The organism is Micromonospora sp. NPDC048830, assembly GCF_043198215.1.
Lineage (GTDB): Bacteria > Actinomycetota > Actinomycetes > Mycobacteriales > Micromonosporaceae > Micromonospora.
In genome coordinates this window covers 318792-341406 of record NZ_JBICUP010000002.1, presented here as the reverse complement: position 1 = coordinate 341406, position 22615 = coordinate 318792, and the positions used below count along the sequence as shown (strand labels likewise).

Below are 22615 nucleotides of genomic sequence, written 5' to 3'. Positions count from 1 at the left end.
CGCGACGTCGCTGCGCCCGCGCTGGGCGCTTCCTGGAAAGTCCCTGAGAGCGGGGCCGGGCGCTCAGGCCGCCAGGCCCACCGCCACGGCGGGCTCCGCGGGCGGGGGCACGGCGGCGGGCCGGGGCGCCGGCAGGCGGACGGCCGCCTCGGCGGCCCGGGCGAGCGGTCGCCGGTCCGCCCCGGGCGCCGGGTGCAGCGCGGCGGTGATCGTCACCTCCGCCGTCAGGTCGCGCGACCCGAGCACCCGCCAGACCGACCGCGCCAGGCTCTCGTCGCCGAGGAAGGCCGCGGCCGTGGTCGACGCGCCGCCGCCCAGACGATAGCCGATCCGCAGCGGCACGACGGGCGCACCGGCGTCGATCGCCGCCTGGAACACCGCCGGGCGGAACCCGCCGCCGGGGCGGCACCCGGGCAGGACGCCGCACCAGGTCGTACCCTCCGGAAAGACCGCGACCGGGTGACCGGCCCGCAGCGCGGCCGCCACCCGGCCCACCGTGGCCGGCAGCGCCCGGGGGCGGGCGCGGTCCACGAAGAGCGTGCCCGCGGCGGCGGCCAACAGCCCGACCAGCGGCCAGCCGCGCACCTCGCGCTTGGCCAGCATCCGGGCGGGCGCCACCGCCAGCACGGCGGGGATGTCCAGCCACGAGAGGTGGTTCGCGACCACCAGCGCCCGCCGCCGGGGCAGCCGGCCCCGGACCACGAGCCGGACCCCGGAGGCCCGGGCCGTCGCCCGGGCCCAGCGCCGCACCGCCGAGCGCCGCGCCTCGACCGGCAGCGCGGGCAGCAGCGCGGCCAGCCCGGCCCCGGCCGCCAGCATGCCGAGTACGCCGGCCAGCCGGGCCAGCCGGCGGGCGACCGGCACGGCGGGGACCTCGCGCGGCCCGGGCAGGCAGTCCGGCCCGCAGCCGGAGGCCGGTCGCCAGAGGTGGCTGCCCGCGCTCACCGCTCGGCCTCGCCGAGGAAGTGCCGCAGGTAGCGGGGGTTCATCCGGTCCAGGGACAGCAGTACGTAGAAGTCGGCCACCCGGAAGTCCGGGTCGTACGCCGGCTCGCCGGCCACCCACGCGCCGAGCCGCAGGTACCCGCGCAGCAGCGGCGGGACGGCCACCCGGTCGGCCGCCGCTGCCGCGTCCGGGGCGACCTGCGGGGCACGGGCCCCCGAGGCGGGCAGCCACGCCACGGGGGGCTCTGGCGCGACCGCGCCCGGCTCGGCGAACCAGGGCCGCAGCGGGCGGACCCGCAGCGGCGGGGGCGCGAGGTGCCGGGCGGCCACCCGCGTCCACACCCCGGCGGCGAGCCGCCCACCGTCGTCGACCGGGACGGAGGCGCAGCCGCCCAGCCAGCGGGAGCCGCGCAGGTGCAGGTAGCGGGCGATGCCGGCCCACATCAGGTTGACCACCGCGCCGGAGCGGTGGTCCGGGTGGACGCAGGAGCGCCCGGCCTCCACGAGGACGTCGCGGAGTGGGTCGAGCGCGCCCAGGTCGAACTCGCCGTCGGCGTACCGGCGGCTGGTCCGTCCCGGCGGCAGCAGGCGGTACGTGCCGACCACCGCCCCGGTGCGCTCCTCGCGCACGATCAGGTGGTCGCAGTGGGCGTCGAGGTCGTCGGCGTCCAGGCCGGCGGGACCGGGGCGCAGGGTGGCCCCCAGCTCGGTGGCGAACACCTCGTGACGCAGGCGTTGCGCCGCCGCGACCTGTGTCGAATCGTCGGCGATCAGGAGGGTGTATCCGCTGGTCGTCAGGGGCGTACCAGCGACGGGCAGAACGGCCATGAGCACTGTGTAGGTGCTCCGGGTGCCGAGAGCGGAGACGACCGGTGTCGATCCGGTGAACGCCGTCCGGCGAGGGGCTTCTTCGCACGGCGGGTGGGCGTGCGAGGCTGCCCGCAGGAGGTTTGGAGATGATCATCCCAGCGAGGTTCAACGGCCCGCCCGGCTCGGGCAACGGCGGCTGGAGCGCGGGCGCCTTCGCCGGCGCGACGGGCCACGACGGTGGCGTCGCCGAGGTGACGCTGCGGCAGCCGCCGCCGCTGGACACGCCGCTGACCGTGGACGCGGGCGAGGTCCGGGACCACGACGGCCTCCTGATCGCGCAGGTGCGGACGGTGGACGAGGTCCCGGAGGCGGTGCCGCCGGTGGACGTCGAGACGGCGCGGACCGCCGCGGCGGCGTACCCCGGCCTGGTGGACCACCCGTTTCCCGGTTGCTACGTCTGCGGCCCCGAGCGGGCCGACGGGCTGCGGATCTTCCCCGGCCGGCTGGCGGACGGCCGGACGGCGGCGCCGTTCACCGCCCCGGCCGACGTCGACCCGGCGACGGTCTGGGCGGCGCTGGACTGCCCCGGCGGGTGGGCCGTGATCGCCCCCGGCCGCCCGTACGTGCTCGGCCGGATGGCCGCCGTGGTGGACGCGCTGCCGGCGCCCGGCGACGAGTGCGTGGCGACGGGCGTGGCCGTCGGCGGCGAGGGGCGCAAGGCGCTGGTGCGCACCAGCCTGTACGGCCCGGACGGGCGGCTGCTGGGCCGCGCCCGCGCCACCTGGATCGCCCTGCCCGGGGCCTGACCAGCGGCCCGATCACCCATCCGGGCCGCCGCCCCGGCCGCCGGGCAGGGGCGCGCGGGCGGTCCGGGCGGGAGCGGTACTCATCCGTGCGGAGGACGGCGTCCTGCCTGAGGAGGAGGCCGATGTAGGTGCCGCGCCTCATTGACCGGGTTGCGCCGCCTTGCCAGGCTGTGCGACGACGCGACCGCGTCGCGACACGTCGGCGCGACCTCGCGCCACGCACGGGAGGAGAACGATGGCTGACGGGCAGCGAAGCCCCACCACCAACAGCGGTCAGATCGTGGTGTCCGGCCTGACGAAGCAGTACAGGAACCTCCGGGCGGTCGACAGTCTGTCGTTCACGGTCGAACCGGGGCGGGTGACCGGCTTCCTCGGCCCGAACGGCGCGGGCAAGACCACCACGCTCCGCATGCTGCTGAACCTGGTGACCCCGACCGGCGGCACGGCGACGATCGGCGGGCACCGGTACGCCGACCTGGCCGACCCGCTGCGCCACGTCGGCGCGGTGCTGGAGGCGTCGAGCGCGCACAAGGGCCGCACCGGCGTCAACCACCTCCGGGTGATCTGCGCGGCGGCGGGGCTGCCGCGGCAGCGGGCCGACGAGGCGCTGGCCCTGGTCGGGCTGACCCCGGCGGCCGGGCGCAAGTTCAAGGGCTACTCGCTCGGCATGAAGCAGCGGCTCGGCATCGCCGCGGCGATGCTCGGCGACCCCCGGGTGCTGATCCTCGACGAGCCGGCCAACGGGCTCGACCCGGAGGGTATCCGGTGGATGCGCGACTTCCTCAAGGGGCTGGCCCACGAGGGCCGCACGGTGCTGGTCTCCAGTCACCTGCTGTCGGAGATGCAGCTCCTCGCCGACGACGTGGTGATCATCGCGGCCGGCAAGCTGGTCCGGCAGGGTCCGGTCGAGCAGGTGATCGGCTCGATGTCGCAGGGCGGGCGGGTCCGGGTGCGTACCCCGCAGGCCGAGGAGCTGGCCGCGGCGCTGCGGGCGCAGTCCGCGACCGTGGAGGCCGGCGAGCCGGGCCTGCTGCTGGTCGGCGGGGTGGACGCCCCGACGATCGGCCGGGTCGCCCTCGAAGCCAAGGTGGAGTTGCACGAACTGACCACGGAACGGCCCGACCTGGAGGGCGTGTTCCTGGAGCTGACGGCCGGGAAGGCGGGCATCCGATGAACCTCGTCCGATCCGAGCTGCTCAAGATCCGGACCACCAACACCTGGTGGGTGTTCGGGCTCATCACCCTGCCGCTGTGGGGCCTCACCCTGCTGATCAACTGGCTGCAGACCGAGACGCTGGCCAACGGCATCGGGGCCGGGGACGTCACCGCCGAGCAGGCCGACCAGCTCCAGGCCGCCGCGTCCGCCGACAGCCTGGCCGCCAACCTCTACACCAACGGCCAGTTCTTCGGGCTGCTCATCGTGATGCTGCTCGGGATCATCGTGGTGACCAGCGAGTTCTTCCACCAGACGGTGACCACCACGTTCCTCACCGCGCCGCACCGCACCGCGGTGATGGTGGCCAAGCTGGTCGCCGCGGCGGTGCTGGCGATCCTGTTCTGGCTGGTCACCACCGTCCTCAACCTGGTGTTCGGGGCGCTGATCCTGGCCACCGTGGACTTCGCCCCGCAGCTCGGCAGCGGCGCGATCTGGCGGGCGATCGGGCTCAACGCGCTGGCGTACCTGCTCTGGTCGGTGCTGGGCGTCGGCATCGGCGTGCTGATCCGCAGCCAGATCGGCGCGACCGTGACCGGCATCCTGCTCTACCTGGGCGGCTCGATCGGCGCGGCCATCGCGATCGGCATCCTGGCCACCCGCTTCGGCGACTGGATCAACAACCTCCAACTGCTGGTGCCGTCGCTGGCCTCGGGGCTGATGGTGACCGGCGCGGAGATCCCCGGCAACCCGCCGCGCTGGGCGGGCGCGGCGGTGCTGATCGGGTACGCCGTGGTGACGGGCGTGGTCGGCACGCTCACCATCCGGCGGCGCGACATCTCCTGACCCGCGGGCGGAGCGGGCCCCGCCGTGGGGCCCGCCCCGCCCGTTTCAAGATCCGCGCACTTTCCCCGAAGGTGTGGCCTTCGACGCCGCCGAGGCCACACCTTCGGGGAAGTTGTCCGGATCTTGGGATGCGTCCGTACGCCAGGGCGGGCGGACGACGCGCGACCGCCGCGGCGCGGAGTCGACGGAACACGCGGCGTTTACCGAGCTTCCGGCGTCTTCTGTGAAACCGAACACGCGACGGAGGCGGAAATGCTTACCGTATTCGTACGGCGTAGCCTGGGAGCCGTCTCCTGTTCGCCCGCGGGACGGGCGACGGCGGACACCGCGTGACACACAAACCCGCGTGAAAGAGGCGATTACCGGCCGTGTCGACCCAGCAGACTTCGCAGGAGAACCCACTGGCGGGTTTCGGCCCGAACGAGTGGATCGTCGAGGAGATGTACCAGCGGTACCTCGCCGACCCAAGCAGCGTCGATTCGGCCTGGCACGACTTCTTCGCGGACTACCGCCAGGCCCCCGGCGCCGCCGCGGCGAAGGGTGAGCCGGCGAAGGCCGCCCCCGCCGCGCCGGAGCCCGCCGTCGGGCAGGAGCCGGCCGCCACGGTCACCCAGCCGGCCGCGCCGACGGTCGAAAAGACGCCCGCGAAGCCGGCTCCGGCGAAGGCCGCGCCCGCCAAGGCCGCCGCGCCCGCCAATCCGGCCGCCAAGGCCGCCCCCGCGACGCCGGCCGCCGCCGGCGCCCAGACCACGCCGCTGCGCGGCGTCGCCGCGAAGATCGTCCAGAACATGGACGCCTCGCTGAGCGTGCCGACCGCGACCAGCGTCCGCGCCGTCCCGGCCAAGCTGCTGGTCGACAACCGGATCGTCATCAACAACCACCTCGCCCGCGGGCGGGGCGGCAAGGTCAGCTTCACCCACCTGATCGGGTACGCGCTGGTCCGGGCGCTGGTCGAGCACCCGGAGATGAACAACTCCTACGCCGAGGTCGACGGCAAGCCGGCGATGGCGCGTCCGGAGCACGTCAACCTGGGCATCGCGATCGACCTGGCCAAGCCGGACGGCAGTCGCGCGCTGGTGGTCCCGTCCATCAAGGGCTGCGAGCAGATGGACTTCCGGCAGTTCTGGCAGGCGTACGAGGACGTGGTCCGGCGTGCCCGCCGCAACGAGCTGACCATGGAGGACTACTCCGGCACCACGATCTCGCTGACCAACCCGGGCGGCATCGGCACGGTCCACTCGATCCCGCGCCTGATGACCGGGCAGAGCGCGATCATCGGCGTCGGCGCGATGGAGTACCCGGCGCCGTACCAGGGGATGAGCGAGAGCACCCTGGCCGAGCTGGCCGTCAGCAAGATCATCACGCTGACCAGCACGTACGACCACCGGATCATCCAGGGCGCGCAGTCCGGCGAGTTCCTCAAGGTGATGCACGAGCTGCTGCTCGGCGAGCGCGGCTTCTACGACCAGGTCTTCACCTCGCTGCGCATCCCGTACGAGCCGGTGCGTTGGATGCGGGACGTCGCGGTCGACTCCGAGGGCCAGATCAACAAGACCGCGCGGGTGCACGAGCTGATCCACGCGTACCGGGTGCGCGGCCACCTGATGGCCGACACCGACCCGCTGGAGTTCAAGATCCGCAAGCACCCGGACCTGGACGTCCTGGAGCACGGCCTGACCCTGTGGGACCTCGACCGGACCTTCCCGGTCAACGGGTTCGCCGGCAAGCAGCGGATGAAGCTGCGCTCGATCCTCGGCGTGCTGCGCGACTCGTACTGCCGCCGGGTCGGCATCGAGTACATGCACATCCAGGACCCGGAGGAGCGGCGCTGGATCCAGGAGCGGATCGAGCGCAAGTACGAGAAGCCGACCCCGGACGAGCAGAAGCACGTGCTCAACCGGCTCAACGCCGCCGAGGCGTTCGAGACCTTCCTGCAGACCAAGTACGTCGGCCAGAAGCGCTTCTCGCTGGAGGGCGGCGAGTCGCTGATCCCGCTGCTCGGCGAGGTGCTGGAGTGCTCCGCCGAGGCGGGGCTCGACGAGGTGGTCATCGGCATGGCCCACCGGGGCCGGCTGAACGTGCTGGCCAACATCGTCGGCAAGCCGTACGAGAAGATCTTCTCGGAGTTCGAGGGGCACCTCGACCCGCGCACCACGCAGGGCTCGGGCGACGTGAAGTACCACCTCGGCCAGAACGGCAAGTTCACCACCCCGGACGGCGAGCACGCCGTCAAGGTCTCGGTGGTGGCGAACCCGTCGCACCTGGAGGCCGTCGACCCGGTGCTGGAGGGCATCGTCCGGGCCAAGCAGGACCGGATCGACCTCAAGCTGGAGGGGTACACCGTGCTGCCGCTGGCGGTGCACGGCGACGCCGCCTTCGCCGGCCAGGGCGTGGTCGCCGAGACGCTGAACCTGTCCCAGCTGCGCGGCTACCGCACCGGCGGCACGGTGCACGTGGTGGTCAACAACCAGGTCGGCTTCACCACCGCCCCGGAGCACTCCCGGTCCAGCCTCTACAGCACCGACGTCGCCCGGATGATCCAGGCGCCGATCTTCCACGTCAACGGCGACGACCCCGAGGCCGTGGTCCGGGTCGCCCGGCTGGCGTTCGAGTACCGGCAGGCGTTCAACAAGGACGTCGTGATCGACATGGTCTGCTACCGCCGGCGCGGGCACAACGAGGGCGACGACCCGTCGATGTCGAACCCGCAGATGTACCAGATCATCGACTCGAAGCGGTCGGTCCGGAAGCTCTACACCGAGGAGCTGATCGGCCGGGGCGACATCACGGTGGAGGACGCGGAGGAGCTGCTGCGCGACTACCAGGCACAGCTCGAGCGGGTCTTCAAGGCCACGCGGGACGCCGCCTCGGCGCCGCGGCAGCTGGCCCGGCCGGCGCGCGAGGACGAGCCGGAGCCGCAGGTGGACACCGCCACCGACGCCTCCGTGATCAAGGCGATCGGCGAGGCGCACGTCAACCTGCCCGAGGGGTTCACCCCGCACAAGCGCATCCAGCAGCTGCTCGACCGGCGGGCCCGGATGTCCGTCGAGGGCAACATCGACTGGGGCTTCGGCGAGATCATCGCGTTCGGGTCGCTGCTGCACGACGGGGTCACCGTCCGGCTCGCCGGGCAGGACTCCCGCCGCGGCACCTTCGTGCAGCGGCACGCGGCGGTGGTCGACTCGAAGACCGGCGAGGACCACCTCCCGCTGAGCTCGCTCACCGGCGACGGCGCCCGGTCCCGGTTCTTCGTGCACGACTCCCTGCTCAGCGAGTACGCGGCGATGGGCTTCGAGTACGGCTACTCGGTGGAGAACCCGAACGCGCTGGTCTGCTGGGAGGCCCAGTTCGGCGACTTCGTCAACGGCGCCCAGTCGGTGATCGACGAGTTCGTCTCCTCCGGCGAGGTGAAGTGGGGCCAGCGCTCCGCGGTCACCCTGCTGCTGCCGCACGGCCACGAGGGCCAGGGCCCGGACCACACCTCCGGCCGGCCGGAGCGGTTCCTCCAGCTGTGCGCCGAGGACAACATGCGGGTGGCCATCCCGAGCACCCCGGCGAGCCACTTCCACCTGCTGCGTCGCCAGGCCCTGTCGCCGAAGCGCAAGCCGCTGGTGGTGTTCACGCCGAAGTCGCTGCTTCGGCACAAGCTCTGCGTCTCCCCGGTCGAGGACTTCACCACCGGCACCTTCCAGCCGGTGCTGCGGGACCCGGCCGCCCCGGCGCCGCAGCAGGTGAAGCGGGTGCTGCTCTGCTCGGGCAAGGTCTACTACGACCTGTTCCAGGCCCGGGCCGAGCGGGGCGTCACCGACACCGCGATCATCCGGATGGAGCAGCTCTACCCGCTGCCCGTCGAGGAGATCCGGGCGGCCCTGGCGCAGTACCCGAACGCCGAGGACTTCGCCTGGGTGCAGGAGGAGCCGGCCAACCAGGGCGCGTGGAGCTTCGTCGCGCTCAACCTGCTGGAGCACCTGTCCGACGTCCGGCTGCGCCGCATCTCCCGTCCGGCCGCCGCCGCCCCGGCGGTCGGCTCGGCCAAGATGCACGAGGTGGAGCAGAACGCGCTGCTCGAGGCGGCCCTGCCCCGCCCGTGACCTGACCGTACCGCCGACACCGGGGCAGCGACCGTGGGTCGCTGCCCCGGTCGCGTGGCGGTCCGTTCCTGAGAGGACCCACATGTACTTCACCGACCGCGGCATCGAGGAACTGGTCCAGCGCCGGGGCGAGGAGTCCGTCAGCATGGAGTGGCTCGGCGAGCGGCTGCGCGACTTCGTGGACCTGAACCCGGAGTTCGAGACGCCGATCGAGCGGTTCGCCACCTGGCTCGCCCGCCTCGACGACGACGAGGACTGATCCGACCCGTGCTCCCGCACGTGGGGCGTTTGATTTGTTCGTTTGCGCGACGGGTGACCGTTTGACCGGGTTTCGATCAATAGCGTCCGCTGCGAAGCTGGATCCAGGGCCGGCGAGGAGCCGCCGGCCAACCACCGCCAGCGCCAGGGAGGCCGCGATGGACCGCGAGCGCCCCAAGCCGCCGCAGGATGCGATGACCGTCCGCCGCCTCCGCCTCGGCATCGGATCCGTCGGTATCTCGCTGCCGGTCGTGCTGATCGTCGGGCATCTGATCGTCACCCGCCGGCCGACGCTGCTCGACTCGCTCAGCGGCTACTACCACACCGCGATGCGGGACATCTTCGTCGGCGCGATGTGCGCCGTCGGGGTGTTCCTGATCAGCTACCGCTACCGTCGGCTCGACGACGTGCTGGGCACGGTGGCCGGCGTGCTGGCCATCGTGGTGGCCCTGTTCCCCACCACGATGGGCGCGCCGGCCGGCACCGTCAGCGCTGCCGACCGGGCCACGGGGATGGTTCACCAGGCCGCCGCCGCGGCCCTGTTCCTGCTCCTCGCCGTCTTCTGCCTGTTCCTGTTCACCCGGCCCGACCGGGCCGGGGTGCCGCCCGGGCGGGCGGCGAACCGCTTCTACCGCGCCTGCGGAATGCTCATCCTGGTGGCCGTCGGGCTGGCGCTGGCCAGCACCGCGCTGCCCGCGGACGTACGCCACACCGTCAAGCCGGTGCTCTGGTGCGAGACCGTGGCCGTGCTCGCGTTCGGCGCCGCCTGGGTGGCCAGGAGCGAGGCCCTCTTCGCGGCGTCCCGCCCGCCCGAAGGCGCGCCGGAGGCCGGCCGGGAAGCCGCGCCCGCCCCGTCGTGATCCCGCAGGCCCCACGGCTCGGGTACGAGGACCCGGGCGGGGGGAACCGCGATCCACTAGCGTGAGGTCGTGGCGCGCAGCGTGTACCTGACCGGGGTGGGGGCGGGCGGTGGCAAGTCGACCGTCGCGCTCGGGCTGGCCGAGTTGCTGTCCCGGCAGGTCGAGCGGATCGGCGCGTTCCGGCCGCTGGTCCCCGGCCACGGCCCGGACCCGATCCTCGCCCTGCTGACCGAGCGCTACCGGATCGACCTGCCCATCGCGGAGCTGCACGGCGCGACGTACGCGGAGGCGGCCGCGCTGGTCGCCGACGGCCGGCGCGAGGAGCTGATCTCCCGGATCGTCCAGCGGTACCGGGACGTCGAGCGGCGCTGCCCGGCGGTGGTCGTGGTGGGCAGCGACTTCGCCGACGGCGGGGACGGCGCGGGCCCCCGCGAACTGGCGTTCAACGCCCGACTGGCCACCGAGTTCGGCAGTGTGGTGGTGCCCGTGATCGACGGCCTGGGGCAGGAGCCGGCGGCCGTCGCGGCGGCCGCGCGCGGGGCGTACCACGATCTGGACGAGCTCGGCGCGACGGTGCTGGCGGTGATCGCCAACCGGGTCCCCGGGCCGATGGCGCTGCCCGAGCTGCCCGTCCCCGCGTACACGATCCCCGAGGTGCCGACCGTTTCGGCGCCGACGGTGGCCGAGGTGGCGGCGGCGCTCGGCGCCACCCTGCTCGCCGGCGACGACGCGGCGCTCGCCCGGGACGTGCTCGACTACGTCGTCGGCGCGGCCCACGTGCCGACGCTGCTGGACCATCTGACCGACGGCGCGCTGGTCATCACCCCGGGCGACCGCGCCGACCTGCTGGTGGCGGCCGGCGCCGCGCACGTGGCCGGGCAGGTCTCCCTGGCCGGTCTGGTGCTCACCCTCGGCGAGCGCCCCGATCCCCGGGCGATGCGGCTGGTGGAGAAGCTGGGTACCGGGCTGGCCGTGCTGTCGGTGCCCAGCGACAGCTACGACACGGTGGCCGCGTCGAGCCGGATCGAGGGCCGGCCCAGCGCCGCCAACCCACGCAAGGTGGAGGCTGCGCTCGGCGTGTTCGAGGGCCGGGTGGACACCGTCGGCCTGGCCCGCCGGCTGCGGGTCAGCCGCTCCGAGCGGGTCACCCCGCTGATGTTCGAGTACGACCTGATCGACCGGGCCCGCGCCACCCACCGCCGGCTGGTGCTGCCCGAGGGGACGGAGGAGCGGATCCTGCGGGCGGCGGAGATCCTGCTGCGCCGGGGCGTCGCCGAGCTGACCCTGCTGGGCCGACCCGACGACGTCGCCCGGCGCTCCCGGGAGCTGGGCGTCGACCTGGCCGGCGCGGCCGTGGTCGACCCGGCGGCCAGCGACTGGCGCGACGGCTTCGCCGAGGAGTACGCGCGGCTGCGCGCCCACCGCGGCGTGCCGGTCGACCTGGCGTACGACGTGGTGGCCCAGCCGAACTACTTCGGCACGATGATGGTGCACGCCGGGCACGCCGACGGAATGGTCTCCGGGGCCACCCACACCACGGCGGCCACCATCCGGCCGGCGTTCGAGATCATCCGCACCGTGCCGGGCGTGACGGTGGCCTCCAGCGTCTTCTTCATGCTGCTCGCCGACCGGGTGCTCGTGTACGGCGACTGCGCGGTCAACCGCGACCCCGACGCCGCCCAGCTCGCCGACATCGCGATCTCCTCCGCCGGCACCGCCGCCCGGTTCGGCGTCGAGCCGCGAGTGGCGATGCTGTCGTACTCGACCGGAACCTCCGGGGCGGGCGCCGACGTGGAGAAGGTGGCGGCGGCCACCGAGCTGGTCCGTGAGCGCCGCCCGGGCCTGCTGGTCGAGGGCCCGATCCAGTACGACGCCGCGATCGACCCCCGGGTGGCGGCCACCAAGCTGCCCGGCAGCCCGGTGGCCGGGCGGGCGACCGTGTTCGTCTTCCCCGACCTGAACACGGGCAACAACACGTACAAGGCGGTGCAGCGCTCGGCCGGGGCGGTGGCCGTCGGGCCGGTCATGCAGGGCCTGCGGCGGCCGGTCAACGACCTGTCCCGGGGCGCCAGCATCCCCGACATCGTCAACACGGTGGCGATCACCGCCATCCAGGCCGCCGGGCAGCCGTCGTGAGCCGGGTGCTCGTCCTCAACTGCGGGTCGTCGTCGGTGAAGTACCGGCTCTACGACGGGGAACAGACCCTGGACCACGGCACGATCGAGCGGGTCGGCGAGCCGGGCGGCGACGCGGGCGACCACGGGACGGCGGTTCGTCGGATCCTCGCCCGGCTGGACCTGGCCGGCCTGGCCGCGGTCGGGCACCGGGTGGTGCACGGCGGGCGACGCTTCTCGGCGCCGGCACTGGTCGACGACGCCGTGCTCGCCGCGATCGAGGACCTGGTCCCGCTCGCCCCGTTGCACAACCCGGCGAACCTGGCCGGCATCCGGGTGGCGCGGGCGGCGCTGCCGGACGTGCCGCAGGTCGCCGTCTTCGACACCGCGTTCCACCACACGCTGCCCGAGGCCGCCGCGACGTACGCGATAGACCTGGCCACCGCGCGGCGGTACGGCATCCGCCGGTACGGCTTCCACGGCACCTCCCACGCGTACGTCTCCCGGCGCACCGCCGAACTGCTCGGCCGGCCGTACGCCGAACTGAACGTCATCACCCTGCACCTGGGCAACGGGGCCAGCGCCTGCGCGGTCGCCGGCGGGCGCAGCGTGGCCACCTCGATGGGAATGTCCCCGCTGGAGGGGCTGGTGATGGGCACCCGCAGCGGCGACCTCGACCCGGCCGTCGTGTTCCATCTGCGCCGCGAGGGCGAGCTCACCGTCGACCAGATCGACGACCTGCTCAACCACCGCAGCGGCCTGCTGGGCCTCACCGGCGTCAACGACATGCGCGAGGTGCTGGCCCGCCGCGACGCCGGGGACCCGGCGGCGACTCTCGCCTTCGACGTCTACTGCCGGCGGATCACCGGGTACGTGGGGGCGTACTACGCCCTGCTCGGGCGGGTCGACGCGGTCACCTTCACGGCCGGGGTGGGCGAGCGGGCCGCCCCGGTGCGGGCCGCCGCGCTGGCCGGCCTGGACCGGCTCGGCATCAGGATCGACCCGGGGCGCAACGAGGGCACGGGCGACCGCGTCGTCTCCCCCGACGGCGCCGAGGTCGCCGTGTGTGTGATCACCACCGACGAGGAACTGGAGATCGCCCGGGAGACCCGCGCGGTGGTGTCGGGCCGCTGACCCCGCGGCGGGCCGGGCGCGGCTGCGGGCCGGCGGGCCCGCTCAGCTCAGGGCCAGCCAGGCGGCCACGGCCACCAGCAGCACCACGACCACCACGACGCCGGCGACCAGCGGCGCGCGGGACGCGGCGGCCGGCGCATCGGCCTCCGGGGCATGGGCGAAGGCGCGGAACTGCTCGGTGTCGCCGCTCGGGTCCACGTACTCAGGCATGGCGCCGACCCTAGTGAACGGCCGCCACCTGGGCCGACCCCTGCGCGCCGGCGCGGCGCGGAACCGCCGGATCGGCCGAGCGGCCCCGACCGGGTGGCGTTCCGGACCGGTCCGGACGGCGGGGCCGCACCGGGTCCTCGGCCACCTACCGTGGCATCCGTGGGGGTACGACGGCTGGTCGCCGTGGCTGCGACGGCGCTGCTGCTGACCGGCTGCGGTGCGGCCACCGCCGCCACCTCCACCGTGCCGCCGGCCCGGCCCGCGCCCACCGTGGCGTACCCGGTCGGGACGCGAACCTTCACCCTCGACCCGGCCGGGCCGCGTCCGCTGCCGGTGACCGTCTGGTACCCGGCCGGCCGGGGCGGGGTCGCGGCGGGCCGCTTTCCCGTCGTCGTGTTCAGCCACGGGCTGGACAGCCTGCCCGAGCTGCACGCCCCGCTGGCCACCCGGTGGGCGGCCGCCGGGTTCGTGGTCGCCGCGCCGGCGTACCCGCACACCCGGCGCGGGGCGGCCCGGTTCACCCGGGCGGACGTGCGTAACCAGCCCGCCGACGCCTGGCGGCTGATCCGGCACCTGGTCCGGCTCGACGCCGGCCGGGGCGACCCGCTGGCCGGCCACCTGGACGTCGCCCGCTTCGCGGCGGCCGGGCACTCGGCGGGCGGCTTCACCACCGCCGGGATGTTCGCCTCCGGGCACTCGCCCCGGCTCCGGGCGGGCATCGTGATCGCCGGGGGCGGGCTGCCCGGTGCCTTCGCCGGGGCCGCCGCGCCGCTGCTGTTCGTGCACGGGGACGCGGACCCGATCGTCCCGGCGGCCGTCGGCCGCGCCGCGTACGACCGGACGCCCGGCCCGGCCGCGTTCCTCGCCCTGCCCGGCCGGGGTCACGGCGAGTACCTGGCCCCCGGCGACCGGGACTTCCCCCGGGTCCTCGCCGCCACCACGGACTTCCTCCGCTGGGCCCTCTACGCCGACCGGGCCGCCCTCCGCAGCCTTCCGGCGGAGCGGAAGGACCCCTTCTCGACGCCTCCGGTGTAGGAGGGTCCGCTCTCCCGGGCGGCCGGGCCGCGGCGGGCGGCGACGCCGGCCGGCACCCGCCCGAGGCGAGGCACAATCGGGTCCATGCGCCGCCGCCGTTCCGCCGCCCTGCTGCCCGCCACCCTGCTGCTCGCCGCCGGCCTGGCCGGCTGCTCGGGCGACGCCGGGCCGGCCAGGCGCGCCGCGCCGCCCGTGGAGTCGCCGAAGGCCACCGCCCCGGCGCCCCGGGCGCCCGATGGCAGCGCCCCGGGCGAGCCCTTCGCCGTCGGCGTACGCCAGCTGAAGCTGAACCGCGACGGCGACCGGCCGCTACCGGTGACCGTCTGGTACCCGGCCCGGGGCGCGGCGGGCGGAGCGGCGGAACGGCCGGCGGCCCCGGCCGCGGGGCGGTTCCCCGTCGTCATGTTCAGCCACGGGCTGGGCGGGCGGCCGGACGACTACGCCACCCTGCTCACCCGCTGGGCGGCGGCGGGCTTCGTGGTGGCCGCGCCGGCCTTCCCGCACACCGCCCGGGGCACCGACGGCAACGTGCTGGACGTGCTCAACCAGCCCGCCGACGTGTCGTACGCGCTGACGAAGGTGCTCGCCCTCGACGCGACGGCCGGCGACCCGCTGCGCGGCCGGCTGGCCACCGAACGGGTGGCCGCGGCGGGGCACTCGGCCGGCGGGGTGACCACGATCGGGCTGTTCACGGCCGGGCGGGACGACCGGCTGGACGCCGGGGTGGTCTTCGCCGGCACGGCGCTGGGGGTGGGCACCGCCTTCGCCGGGGCCGCCGCGCCGCAACTGTTCGTGCACGGGGAGGCCGACGAGGTGGTCGCCTACGCGGCCGGCCGGGCGGCGTACGACAAGGTGCCCTGGCCCAAGGCGATGCTGAGCCTGCCGAAGGGCGACCACGGGCGGGCGCTGCTCACCGACGGCGCCGCCCTGCGGGTCGTCTCGGACACCACCGTCGAGTTCCTCCGCTGGACGCTGTACGGGGACGCGGCGGCCAGACGCCGGCTCCCGACCGACGCGGCCCGGGGCGGGCTCGCCACCCTCGACGACCACCTGTAGGGAGGGCTCTCCCGCGCCTCCGGTGGAGAAGGGCCGCCCTCCCGCCGCCCGCGGCCGGTGCGGCGCACCGCGCCGGGCGGTCACGCCGTGTGGTCGATGACGATCTTGCCGAAGACCTCGCCGGAGGCCAGTCGGGCGAATCCCTCCTCGATCCGGCTGAACGGCACCACGCTGTCCACCACCGGGCGCACGTCGTGCTCGGCGCAGAACGCCAGCAGCTCGGTCAGCTCGCCGGGGGTGCCCATCGACGTGCCGAGGATCTCCAGCTGCATGGCGAAGACCCGCCGCAGGTTGACCTTCGGCTCGTACCCGGCGGTCGCCCCGGAGACCACGATGCGCGCATGCGGCGCGGCCGACTTGAGGGAGTGGTCGAAGGTGGCCGCCCCGACCGTCTCGATCACGACGTCGACCCGCTCGGGCAGCCGGGCGCCGGGCTCCAGGGCCGTCGCCCCCAGCTCCGTGATCCGCTCGCGCTTGGCGGCGTCGCGGCTGGTCGCGTACACCCGCTTGCCGAGCGCGACGGCGAGCGCGACGGCCGCGGTGGCCACGCCACCCCCGGCGCCCTGGACCAGCACCGCCTCGGCGTCGGCGACCCGCCCCTTGGTGGTGAGCATCCGCCAGGCGGTGAGCCACGCGGTGGGCAGGCACGCGGCGTCCGTCGCGGACACGCCGGCCGGCAGGGGCAGCAGGTTCATCCGGGGTACGGCGACCCGCTCGGCGAAGGTGCCGGGGAAGTGCTCGGAGAGGATGGACATCCCGCGCGGGTCGCCCGGGTCGGCGACCAGCGGGTAGACCACGACCTCGGCGCCGTCCGGGTCCACCCCGACGGCGTCGCAGCCGAGGATCATCGGCAGCCGGTCGGCGCCGAGCCCGACGCCGCGCAGGGACCAGAGGTCGTGGTGGTTGAGCGAGCTGGCCACCACCCGCACGGTCACCCAGTCGTCCTCGGGGTGGGTCGGCTCGGGGCGCTCGCCGACGGTCAGCGCGGCGAGCGGGTTGTCGGCGTCGAGGCTCGACGCGAAGGCAGCACGCATGATCGGCACCGTAACAAGGGAAGTGGGCGACAAGAAGGGGCCCGGCCCACACGGCGGGCCCCTTCTTCCGGGTCAGGCGCGGGCGACGCCGTCGCGGCGGGCGGCCTCGGCGACGGCCTCGGCGACCGCCGGGGCGACCCGGGGGTCCAGCGGGGACGGCACGATCGCGTCGGCGGTGAGCGTCTCGGCGACCACGTTGGCGATCGCGTCGGCGGCGGCCACCTTCATCCCGTCGGTGATCCGGGTGGCCCGGGCGTCGAGGGCCCCCCGGAACACGCCGGGGAACGCCAGCACGTTGTTGATCTGGTTCGGGTAGTCGCTGCGGCCGGTGGCCACCACCGCGACGTGCCGGGCGGCCACCTCGGGGTGCACCTCGGGGGTCGGGTTGGCCAGCGCGAAGACGATGCCGCCCGGGGCCATCCCGGCCACCGCCGCCTCCGGGATCTGCCCGCCGGAGACCCCGATCAGCACGTCCGCGCCGCGCAGCGCCTCGCCGATGTCGCCCTGTCGGCCCTCGGCGTTGGTGTCCGCCGCGAGCCCCGCCTTGCCGCCCGTGAGGTCGGTGCGGTGCCGCCCGATGATCCCCTTGGAGTCGCAGACCACCACCCGGTCGGGGTCCACCCCGCCGGCGATCAGCATCCGGGTCACCGCCACCCCGGCGGCCCCCGCCCCGCTGACCGCGACCCGCAGGTCGCCGAGCTTGCGGTTGAGCAGGGTGGCCGCGTTGCGCAGGGCGGCGAGCACGACGATCGCGGTGCCGTGCTGGTCGTCGTGGAAGACGGGGATGGGCAGCGCCTCGTCGAGCCGGCGCTCCACCTCGAAGCAGCGCGGCGCGCTGATGTCCTCCAGGTTGATGCCGCCGAACGAGGGCGCGAGGGCCGTCACCACCGCCACGATCTCGTCCACGTCCTGGGTGTCCAGGCAGACCGGCACCGCGTCCACGCCGCCGAACTGCTTGAACAGCACCGCCTTGCCCTCCATCACGGGCAGCGCCGCGCGCGGGCCGATGTTGCCCAGGCCGAGCACGGCCGACCCGTCGGTCACCACGGCGACGGTGTGCGCGGCCCAGGTGTAGTCGTCGGCGAGGGCGGGGTCGGCGGCGATCGCCTCGCACACCCGGGCCACCCCGGGGGTGTACGCGAGGGAGAGGTCGTCGCGGCTGGTCAGCGGCACGGTCGACGTGACGGCCATCTTGCCGCCGGCGTGCAACCGGAAGACGGGATCGGCGGGATCCACGGTGGACGAAGACATGGTGACTCCAGAATCTGTCGAGCAGACGAGGCGGCCGCCGCGGACGCGAGGTGGGGCGAGGAGCGGCGGTGACGCGGCGCGGGGGGTCACCCGGGCACCTGCCGAGTGTAGTGTCGGCGGTGCCTCCGAAGTGTGAGTAGGGTCATAACTTACGGGCGCGCGAAGAGACGCGGTCGAGGCCAGTAGCGGGCCACGACCCGGCCCTGCACGTCGGCCACGCCGTACGCCCGGGAATCGTCGGTCACCAGGGCGTTGTCGCCGCGTACCCACCAGCCGCCGTCCTCGGGGCGGACCGCGCGCTTGACGACGAGCAGGTCCGGGCGGGCGCGGAAGACCGCGACCACCAGGTCACCCGGGCGGACGGGGCGCCCGCCGCGCCGCACCAGCAGCGCGTCGCCGTGCCGCAGCGTGGGGGCCATGGACGGGCCGGTCACCAGCACCGCCGCGAGCGGCCCTCGCAGCCGGTCGGCGGCGCGGGGTTCGTCGGCGCGCACGGGTTTCACCTCCACGCCTCCGGGGAGCATCTCCAGGAGTAATGTCATCTTGGATCATCGCAAACATCCCATGGAGGACCCTGATGCGCCTTCCCCGCATCCTCACGCCGCGTGTGACCGTCAGCGCCCACTGCGACCTTCCGTGCGGCGTGTACGACCCGGCGCAGGCCCGGATCGAGGCCGAGTCGGTCAAAATGATCTGCGAGAAGTACCAGGCGAACACCGACCCCGAGTTCCGCACCCGGGCGATCATCATCAAGGAGCAGCGGGCCGAGCTGGTCAAGCACCACCTGTGGGTGCTCTGGACCGACTACTTCAAGCCGCAGCACTTCGAGAAGTACCCGCACCTGCACGCGCTGTTCAACGAGGCCACCAAGCTGGCCGGCGCGGCCGGCGCCAAGGGCGCCACCGACCCGGCGAAGGCCGACCAGCTGCTGCAGAAGATCGAGGAGATCTCGAAGATCTTCTGGGAGACCAAGCAGGCGTGACCCTGCCCGTCCAGGCTCCGACCGTACGGCCGGCACGTCCCGACGACGTGCCGGCCGTCGTCGCCATGGTGCACGAGCTGGCCGAGTACGAGCGCGCACCCGACCAGTGCCACCTCACCGCCGAGCAGCTCTCCGCCGCCCTCTTCGGCCCGGCCCCGGCTATCTACGGCCACGTGGCCGTGGACGACGCCGACCGGCCGCTCGGCTTCGCCCTGTGGTTCCTCAACTTCTCCACCTGGGCCGGGGGCGGCCCGCTTCTACGCCTCGATCGGCGCCACCGTGCTGGACGAGTGGGTGCCGTACCGGCTGGCCGGGCCGGCGTTGACCGAGCTCGCGGCCCAGGTGGGGCGCCCGGCGGCCGGTTCGTCGTCCCCGGCGGGCGCCGCGCCCGCCCACCCGACCGCCTGAGCGGGTAGAGTCCCGCACCGGGGGGATGAGGCGTGACTCAACTGACCGGCCAGCCAGCGACCGACGACGACGTCGTGCACCTCACGGTGCCCGCCGACGGCGGCTATCTCGGCGTGCTCCGCACCGCCACGGCCGGTCTCGCCGCCCGTCTCCAGTTCGCCCTCGACGAGATCGAGGACCTGCGGATCGCGGTGGACGAGGCGTGCGCGATGCTGCTCGCGGTCGCCACGCGGGACGCCGAACTGGAGTGCCGGTTCACGGTGACGGACGACGCGCTCACCGTCGAGGTGACCGTCCCGACCGTGCGGGGCGCGACGCTGCCCTCGGAGTCGTCCTTCGCCTGGAAGGTGCTGACCGCGCTCACCACGGCCGCCGCAGCGGACGCCGCGAACGGCCGGGCCACCATCTCCCTGCTGACCCGCCGCGCCTCCGGCTACTGACGCCCCCTGACCCGCTCCCGCCCCGCGCCCCCGCTCCCCACCCGCGCGATCTTGCAGTTTCTGCCCCGGCAAACCGAGGCATACGCCGCGTAACGAGGGCCCACAAGTGCAAGATCGCGGCGGGAGGGTCGGAGGCAGCGGGGCCGCGGGGTCAGAAGCCGAGGGCGCGGGTGGTCGGCGGGCTCACCAGCAGCGCGCTGACGCCGACGCCAAGTGCCATCAGCGGCACGCCCAGCCAGCCCAGCCCGCCCTGGATCATGTACCAGCCCACCGGCAGCAGCATGAGCTGGAGGACGATCGCCGGGGCGCGGGCCCCGGCCCGGCGCCCGCCCAGCGCGCCGCCGAGCGCCCAGAGCGCGGCGGCGCCCCCGCCGGCGAACGCGGTCACCAGCAGCGCCGACGGCAGGTCGGTGGTGTCGGCGGTGAGGTCGGCCCAGACCAGCCAGACGGCGACCAGGCCGAGGGCGACCGCCTCCGCCCGCAGCAACCGGACCGCCCAGGCGAGCGTGGTCGGATTCGGGTCAGGGTCGATGGTCACGGGCGACACGATACCGGTGGCGGCGCGCGGTACAGTGCCGCCCATGCGGGCCGTCCTGGTCGTCAATCCGAAGGCCACCACCACGAGCGAGCGCAGCCGGGACGTCCTGGTCCGGGCGCTGCGCAGCGAGGTCGACCTCGCCGTGCGGTACACCCGACGGCGGGGCCACGCCACCGATCTCGCCCGGGAGGCGGCCGAGGAGGGCGTCGACCTGGTGGTCACGCTCGGTGGCGACGGCACGGTGAACGAGGTGGTGAACGGCCTCATGACGGCCGAGCCGCCGACCATCCGCACCGGGACGACTCCGGCCGAGCGGCTGCCGGCGCTGGCCACCGTCCCCGGCGGGTCGACGAACGTGTTCGCCCGGGCGCTCGGGCTGCCCCGGGAGTGGCCCGAGGGCACCAGCATGATCCTGGAGGGGCTGCGGCTGGGCCGGTCCCGGACGATCGGCCTGGGGAGGGCCGACGGCCGCTACTTCACGTTCTGCGCGGGCTTCGGCATCGACGCCGCCGTGATCCGCCGGGTCGAGCAGGCCCGCCGCCGGGGGCGGGTCTCCACCCCGGCGCTCTACCTCCGCTCGACGGCGAGCCAGTACCTCCTGGGTTCGGAACGCCGGCACCCGACCATCACCTTGGAGCGGCCGGGCGAGTCGGCCGAGGCCGGGCTGGGCACCGTCATCGTGCAGAACACCGCGCCCTGGACGTACGTGGGCGAGCGGGAAATCAACCCGAACCCGCAGGCGTCGTTCGATCTCGGATTGGACGTGCTGGCGATGCGGCAGCTACGGGTGGTGAGTACGACACGGACAGTCACCCAGTTCTTTTCCCGGAACCCTGATCCGCGGGGCCGTCAGGTGCTGCGGCTGCACGACCTGGCCGAGTTCACCCTGCTCGCGAGCCGTCCGCAGGCCTTCCAGCTGGACGGGGACTATCTCGGTGAGCGGGAGAAAGTCAGATTCACATCCATTCCCGCCGCACTGAGAGTAATCTGCTAGGTCTCGGGTACAGCCATCGATCGGAGCGGTCCCCCACACCGCGGCCGGCGCTGGCCGCGACACCGAGGCGAGGTGCCGGAAATGTCAGCAATGTCACCGAGACTGTACTATATTGATCCGCGACTGTGGCAAGGCGGGCGACCGGATCTTCCGGGAACCCGGACAAAAGGGTCGTGAGCTTGCTCACCGCGCGGAGTTTTTCCGAGCGTCACCCTTGACATTGCGTGGGTTCGTGAAAGTATTCACAAGCGAACTTGAGTTACCGGGACATTGCCTGGATATGCTCAGCACGTTGAGCCGTTTCGAGCAGGTCCCAGGGGCCGCAAGAGCCTGCTCACGCAGCGCCGAATTGATGGACGCGAACCGTCACCATCGGCGTGCGGACGCATATAGGAAAAGCACCAAAGCAATATCTGCCACCCATCCAGAATGAGGAGTGTTGCCGCCATGGACTGGCGCCACGATGCCGTCTGCCGCGACGAGGACCCGGAGCTGTTCTTCCCGATCGGGACGTCCGGGCCGGCCCTGCTGCAGGTGGAGCAGGCGAAGGCCGTCTGCCGGCGCTGCCCGGTGACCGACCAGTGCCTGCAGTGGGCACTGGAGTCCGGTCAGGACGCCGGCGTCTGGGGCGGGATGAGCGAGGAGGAGCGGCGCGCCGTCAAGCGCCGCGGCGGCCTCCGGGTGCTTCGCGCTCACTCCGCCTGACCACCGCACCACGCTGCTCCACGCCCCGGCAGGGCTAGACCCCGCCGGGGCGTCGCGCTGTCCGGGCGCCGTACGACGGCCGCGTACATCGCCCAGGCCGCGCCCGATCGGGCGACGGCAACGTGGTCGGTGACACAGGCCCGTCGGGCGCAGCCAGATCGCGCCGCGCACTCACGCCGCAGACTCGGCGGCCACCCGGCGCAGCACCAGATCGACCAGCTCCGGGGCGTCGGTGAGCGGCCCGGCCACCGTCGCCGCGCCGGCCGCCCGGGCGTCCGCCACCACCGCGTCGTGGAAGAGGCCGGGGGCCAGGAAGTACGCCGACACGGCGACCCGGCGGGCCCCCGCCGCGCGCAGCCGGGCCACCGCGGTCCCCACCGCAGGCGGGGCGGCCGAGGCGTACGACACCCGGCAGGGCACGCCGTACGCGGCGCCGAGGGCCGCCGCCACCCGCCCCACGGACGCACGCGCCCGGGCGTCCCGGGTGCCCGCGGCGGCCAGCACGAGGGCGTCGAAGGGGTCCGGTCCCGCCTCGGTCAGCCGCCGCCGCAGCCCGGCCAGCAGCCCCGGATCGACCACCCCGTCGGCGGGGCCGAGCACGTCGCAGACGCGTACGGCCAGCGGCGGCCCCGACTCACGCGCCGCCGCGACGGCCGCCGGCACGTCGACCCGCCGGTGGTACGCGGCGGTGAACAGCAACGGCACCACCACGGCCCGGGGGTGACCGGCCTCCGCCAGCGACCGCAGCACGGCCGTCGGCCCGGGGTCGGTGTGGTCCAGCCAGCTCGCCCGGACCGGAATGCCCGGTCGGGCGGCGGCGACCGCGCGGGCGAGCGCCCTGGTCGCCGCGGCCGCCCGGGGGTCCCGGCTGCCGTGCGCGACCAGCACGACCGGCTCCGGCACGGCCGCGCCGACCGGCCCCGGACCGAGCGGGCCCGGGGCGGTCG

The 22615-nt window shown here is 74.4% G+C and carries 23 protein-coding genes; 15 read left to right on the top strand and 8 right to left on the bottom strand.

The window, feature by feature from the left end; translation table 11 throughout:
- Window positions 1-63: 63 nt before the first annotated feature.
- Together ACGFIZ_RS04010 and ACGFIZ_RS04005 are read right to left on the bottom strand one after the other, a co-directional pair.
- Entirely contained in the window at window positions 64-945 is an 882-nt protein-coding gene (locus tag ACGFIZ_RS04010) for a lysophospholipid acyltransferase family protein (protein ID WP_393415560.1), read from the bottom strand.
- A complete protein-coding gene (locus ACGFIZ_RS04005) occupies window positions 942-1772 on the bottom strand; it encodes a GNAT family N-acetyltransferase (RefSeq protein ID WP_393415559.1) in 831 nt (276 codons plus the stop codon). Before ACGFIZ_RS04005 ends, ACGFIZ_RS04010 begins: the two co-directional genes overlap by 4 nt.
- 128 nt (window positions 1773-1900) lie before the next feature.
- Between ACGFIZ_RS04005 and ACGFIZ_RS04000 the strand changes: the two genes are divergently transcribed.
- The 8 genes from ACGFIZ_RS04000 (at window position 1901) to ACGFIZ_RS03965 (ending at window position 13015) form a co-directional block, all read left to right on the top strand.
- Window positions 1901-2560, top strand: a complete 660-nt coding sequence (locus ACGFIZ_RS04000; RefSeq protein ID WP_393415557.1) for a hypothetical protein — start codon at window positions 1901-1903, stop codon at window positions 2558-2560.
- 235 nt (window positions 2561-2795) lie between these two features.
- A complete protein-coding gene (locus tag ACGFIZ_RS03995; RefSeq protein ID WP_393415555.1) occupies window positions 2796-3734 on the top strand; it encodes an ABC transporter ATP-binding protein in 939 nt (312 codons plus the stop codon).
- Window positions 3731-4558 (top strand): ABC transporter permease, encoded by an 828-nt coding sequence (locus ACGFIZ_RS03990; protein ID WP_393415553.1) that lies wholly within the window; start codon window positions 3731-3733, stop codon window positions 4556-4558. The genes ACGFIZ_RS03995 and ACGFIZ_RS03990 overlap by 4 nt, the downstream gene beginning before the upstream one ends.
- Window positions 4559-4926: 368 nt before the next feature.
- Window positions 4927-8649 (top strand): multifunctional oxoglutarate decarboxylase/oxoglutarate dehydrogenase thiamine pyrophosphate-binding subunit/dihydrolipoyllysine-residue succinyltransferase subunit, encoded by a 3723-nt coding sequence (locus tag ACGFIZ_RS03985; protein WP_393415551.1) that lies wholly within the window; start codon window positions 4927-4929, stop codon window positions 8647-8649.
- A gap of 82 nt (window positions 8650-8731) precedes the next feature.
- A complete protein-coding gene (locus ACGFIZ_RS03980) occupies window positions 8732-8908 on the top strand; it encodes a DUF6104 family protein (RefSeq protein ID WP_347668624.1) in 177 nt (58 codons plus the stop codon).
- A gap of 157 nt (window positions 8909-9065) precedes the next feature.
- Window positions 9066-9767 carry a DUF998 domain-containing protein gene (locus tag ACGFIZ_RS03975; protein ID WP_393415549.1) on the top strand — a complete coding sequence of 234 codons (702 nt, stop codon included), beginning with the start codon at window positions 9066-9068 and terminating at the stop codon, window positions 9765-9767.
- A gap of 69 nt (window positions 9768-9836) precedes the next feature.
- Entirely contained in the window at window positions 9837-11903 is a 2067-nt protein-coding gene (gene pta / locus ACGFIZ_RS03970) for a phosphate acetyltransferase (protein ID WP_393415547.1), read from the top strand.
- Window positions 11900-13015 carry an acetate/propionate family kinase gene (locus ACGFIZ_RS03965; protein WP_393415545.1) on the top strand — a complete coding sequence of 372 codons (1116 nt, stop codon included), beginning with the start codon at window positions 11900-11902 and terminating at the stop codon, window positions 13013-13015. The genes pta and ACGFIZ_RS03965 overlap by 4 nt, the downstream gene beginning before the upstream one ends.
- A 42-nt stretch (window positions 13016-13057) precedes the next feature.
- On the opposite strand, the gene ACGFIZ_RS03960 is transcribed toward ACGFIZ_RS03965, so the two are convergent.
- Window positions 13058-13225 (bottom strand): hypothetical protein, encoded by a 168-nt coding sequence (locus ACGFIZ_RS03960; RefSeq protein WP_347668620.1) that lies wholly within the window; start codon window positions 13223-13225, stop codon window positions 13058-13060.
- A gap of 159 nt (window positions 13226-13384) precedes the next feature.
- Here ACGFIZ_RS03960 and ACGFIZ_RS03955 point away from each other — a divergent pair, with 159 nt between their 5' ends.
- Both ACGFIZ_RS03955 and ACGFIZ_RS03950 read left to right on the top strand, forming a co-directional pair.
- Entirely contained in the window at window positions 13385-14260 is an 876-nt protein-coding gene (locus ACGFIZ_RS03955) for an alpha/beta hydrolase family protein (RefSeq protein ID WP_393415543.1), read from the top strand.
- Window positions 14261-14344: 84 nt separating this feature from the next.
- Window positions 14345-15316 (top strand): alpha/beta hydrolase family protein, encoded by a 972-nt coding sequence (locus tag ACGFIZ_RS03950; RefSeq protein ID WP_393415541.1) that lies wholly within the window; start codon window positions 14345-14347, stop codon window positions 15314-15316.
- An 80-nt stretch (window positions 15317-15396) separates the two neighbouring features.
- Here ACGFIZ_RS03950 and ACGFIZ_RS03945 read toward each other — a convergent pair whose 3' ends face one another.
- The 3 genes from ACGFIZ_RS03945 to ACGFIZ_RS03935 all read right to left on the bottom strand — a co-directional run bounded on the left by ACGFIZ_RS03945 (window position 15397) and on the right by ACGFIZ_RS03935 (window position 18143).
- Entirely contained in the window at window positions 15397-16359 is a 963-nt protein-coding gene (locus tag ACGFIZ_RS03945) for a zinc-binding dehydrogenase (protein WP_393415539.1), read from the bottom strand.
- A gap of 63 nt (window positions 16360-16422) precedes the next feature.
- Window positions 16423-17601, bottom strand: a complete 1179-nt coding sequence (locus ACGFIZ_RS03940) for an NADP-dependent malic enzyme (RefSeq protein ID WP_393415537.1) — start codon at window positions 17599-17601, stop codon at window positions 16423-16425.
- Window positions 17602-17750: 149 nt separating this feature from the next.
- Window positions 17751-18143 (bottom strand): S24/S26 family peptidase, encoded by a 393-nt coding sequence (locus ACGFIZ_RS03935; protein WP_393415535.1) that lies wholly within the window; start codon window positions 18141-18143, stop codon window positions 17751-17753.
- Window positions 18144-18178: 35 nt separating this feature from the next.
- On the opposite strand from ACGFIZ_RS03935, the gene sodN reads away from it, so the two are divergent.
- The 3 genes from sodN to ACGFIZ_RS03920 are packed head-to-tail and all read left to right on the top strand — an operon-like array spanning window position 18179 to window position 19431.
- On the top strand, window positions 18179-18583 hold the full coding sequence (gene sodN / locus ACGFIZ_RS03930) for a superoxide dismutase, Ni (RefSeq protein WP_393415534.1): 405 nt from the start codon (window positions 18179-18181) through the stop codon (window positions 18581-18583).
- The gene (locus tag ACGFIZ_RS03925) at window positions 18580-18999 is read left to right on the top strand and encodes a GNAT family N-acetyltransferase (protein ID WP_393415532.1); all 420 of its coding nucleotides are present in this window, start codon (window positions 18580-18582) and stop codon (window positions 18997-18999) included. Before sodN ends, ACGFIZ_RS03925 begins: the two co-directional genes overlap by 4 nt.
- Window positions 19000-19023: 24 nt before the next feature.
- Window positions 19024-19431 (top strand): ATP-binding protein, encoded by a 408-nt coding sequence (locus tag ACGFIZ_RS03920; protein WP_393415530.1) that lies wholly within the window; start codon window positions 19024-19026, stop codon window positions 19429-19431.
- Between the two features lie 151 nt (window positions 19432-19582).
- On the opposite strand, the gene ACGFIZ_RS03915 is transcribed toward ACGFIZ_RS03920, so the two are convergent.
- Window positions 19583-20014: a hypothetical protein gene (locus ACGFIZ_RS03915; RefSeq protein ID WP_393415528.1), complete on the bottom strand. Its 432-nt coding sequence runs from the start codon at window positions 20012-20014 to the stop codon at window positions 19583-19585.
- Here ACGFIZ_RS03915 and ACGFIZ_RS03910 point away from each other — a divergent pair.
- Window positions 20013-20963: a diacylglycerol/lipid kinase family protein gene (locus tag ACGFIZ_RS03910; RefSeq protein WP_393415526.1), complete on the top strand. Its 951-nt coding sequence runs from the start codon at window positions 20013-20015 to the stop codon at window positions 20961-20963. The genes ACGFIZ_RS03915 and ACGFIZ_RS03910 overlap by 2 nt on opposite strands.
- Before the next feature lie 447 nt (window positions 20964-21410).
- A complete protein-coding gene (locus ACGFIZ_RS03905; RefSeq protein ID WP_073834718.1) occupies window positions 21411-21668 on the top strand; it encodes a WhiB family transcriptional regulator in 258 nt (85 codons plus the stop codon).
- 171 nt (window positions 21669-21839) lie between these two features.
- On the opposite strand, the gene ACGFIZ_RS03900 is transcribed toward ACGFIZ_RS03905, so the two are convergent.
- Complete coding sequence (locus ACGFIZ_RS03900; protein WP_347668656.1) at window positions 21840-22571, bottom strand: CbiX/SirB N-terminal domain-containing protein; 732 nt, start codon at window positions 22569-22571, stop codon at window positions 21840-21842.
- Window positions 22572-22615: the final 44 nt, after the last annotated feature.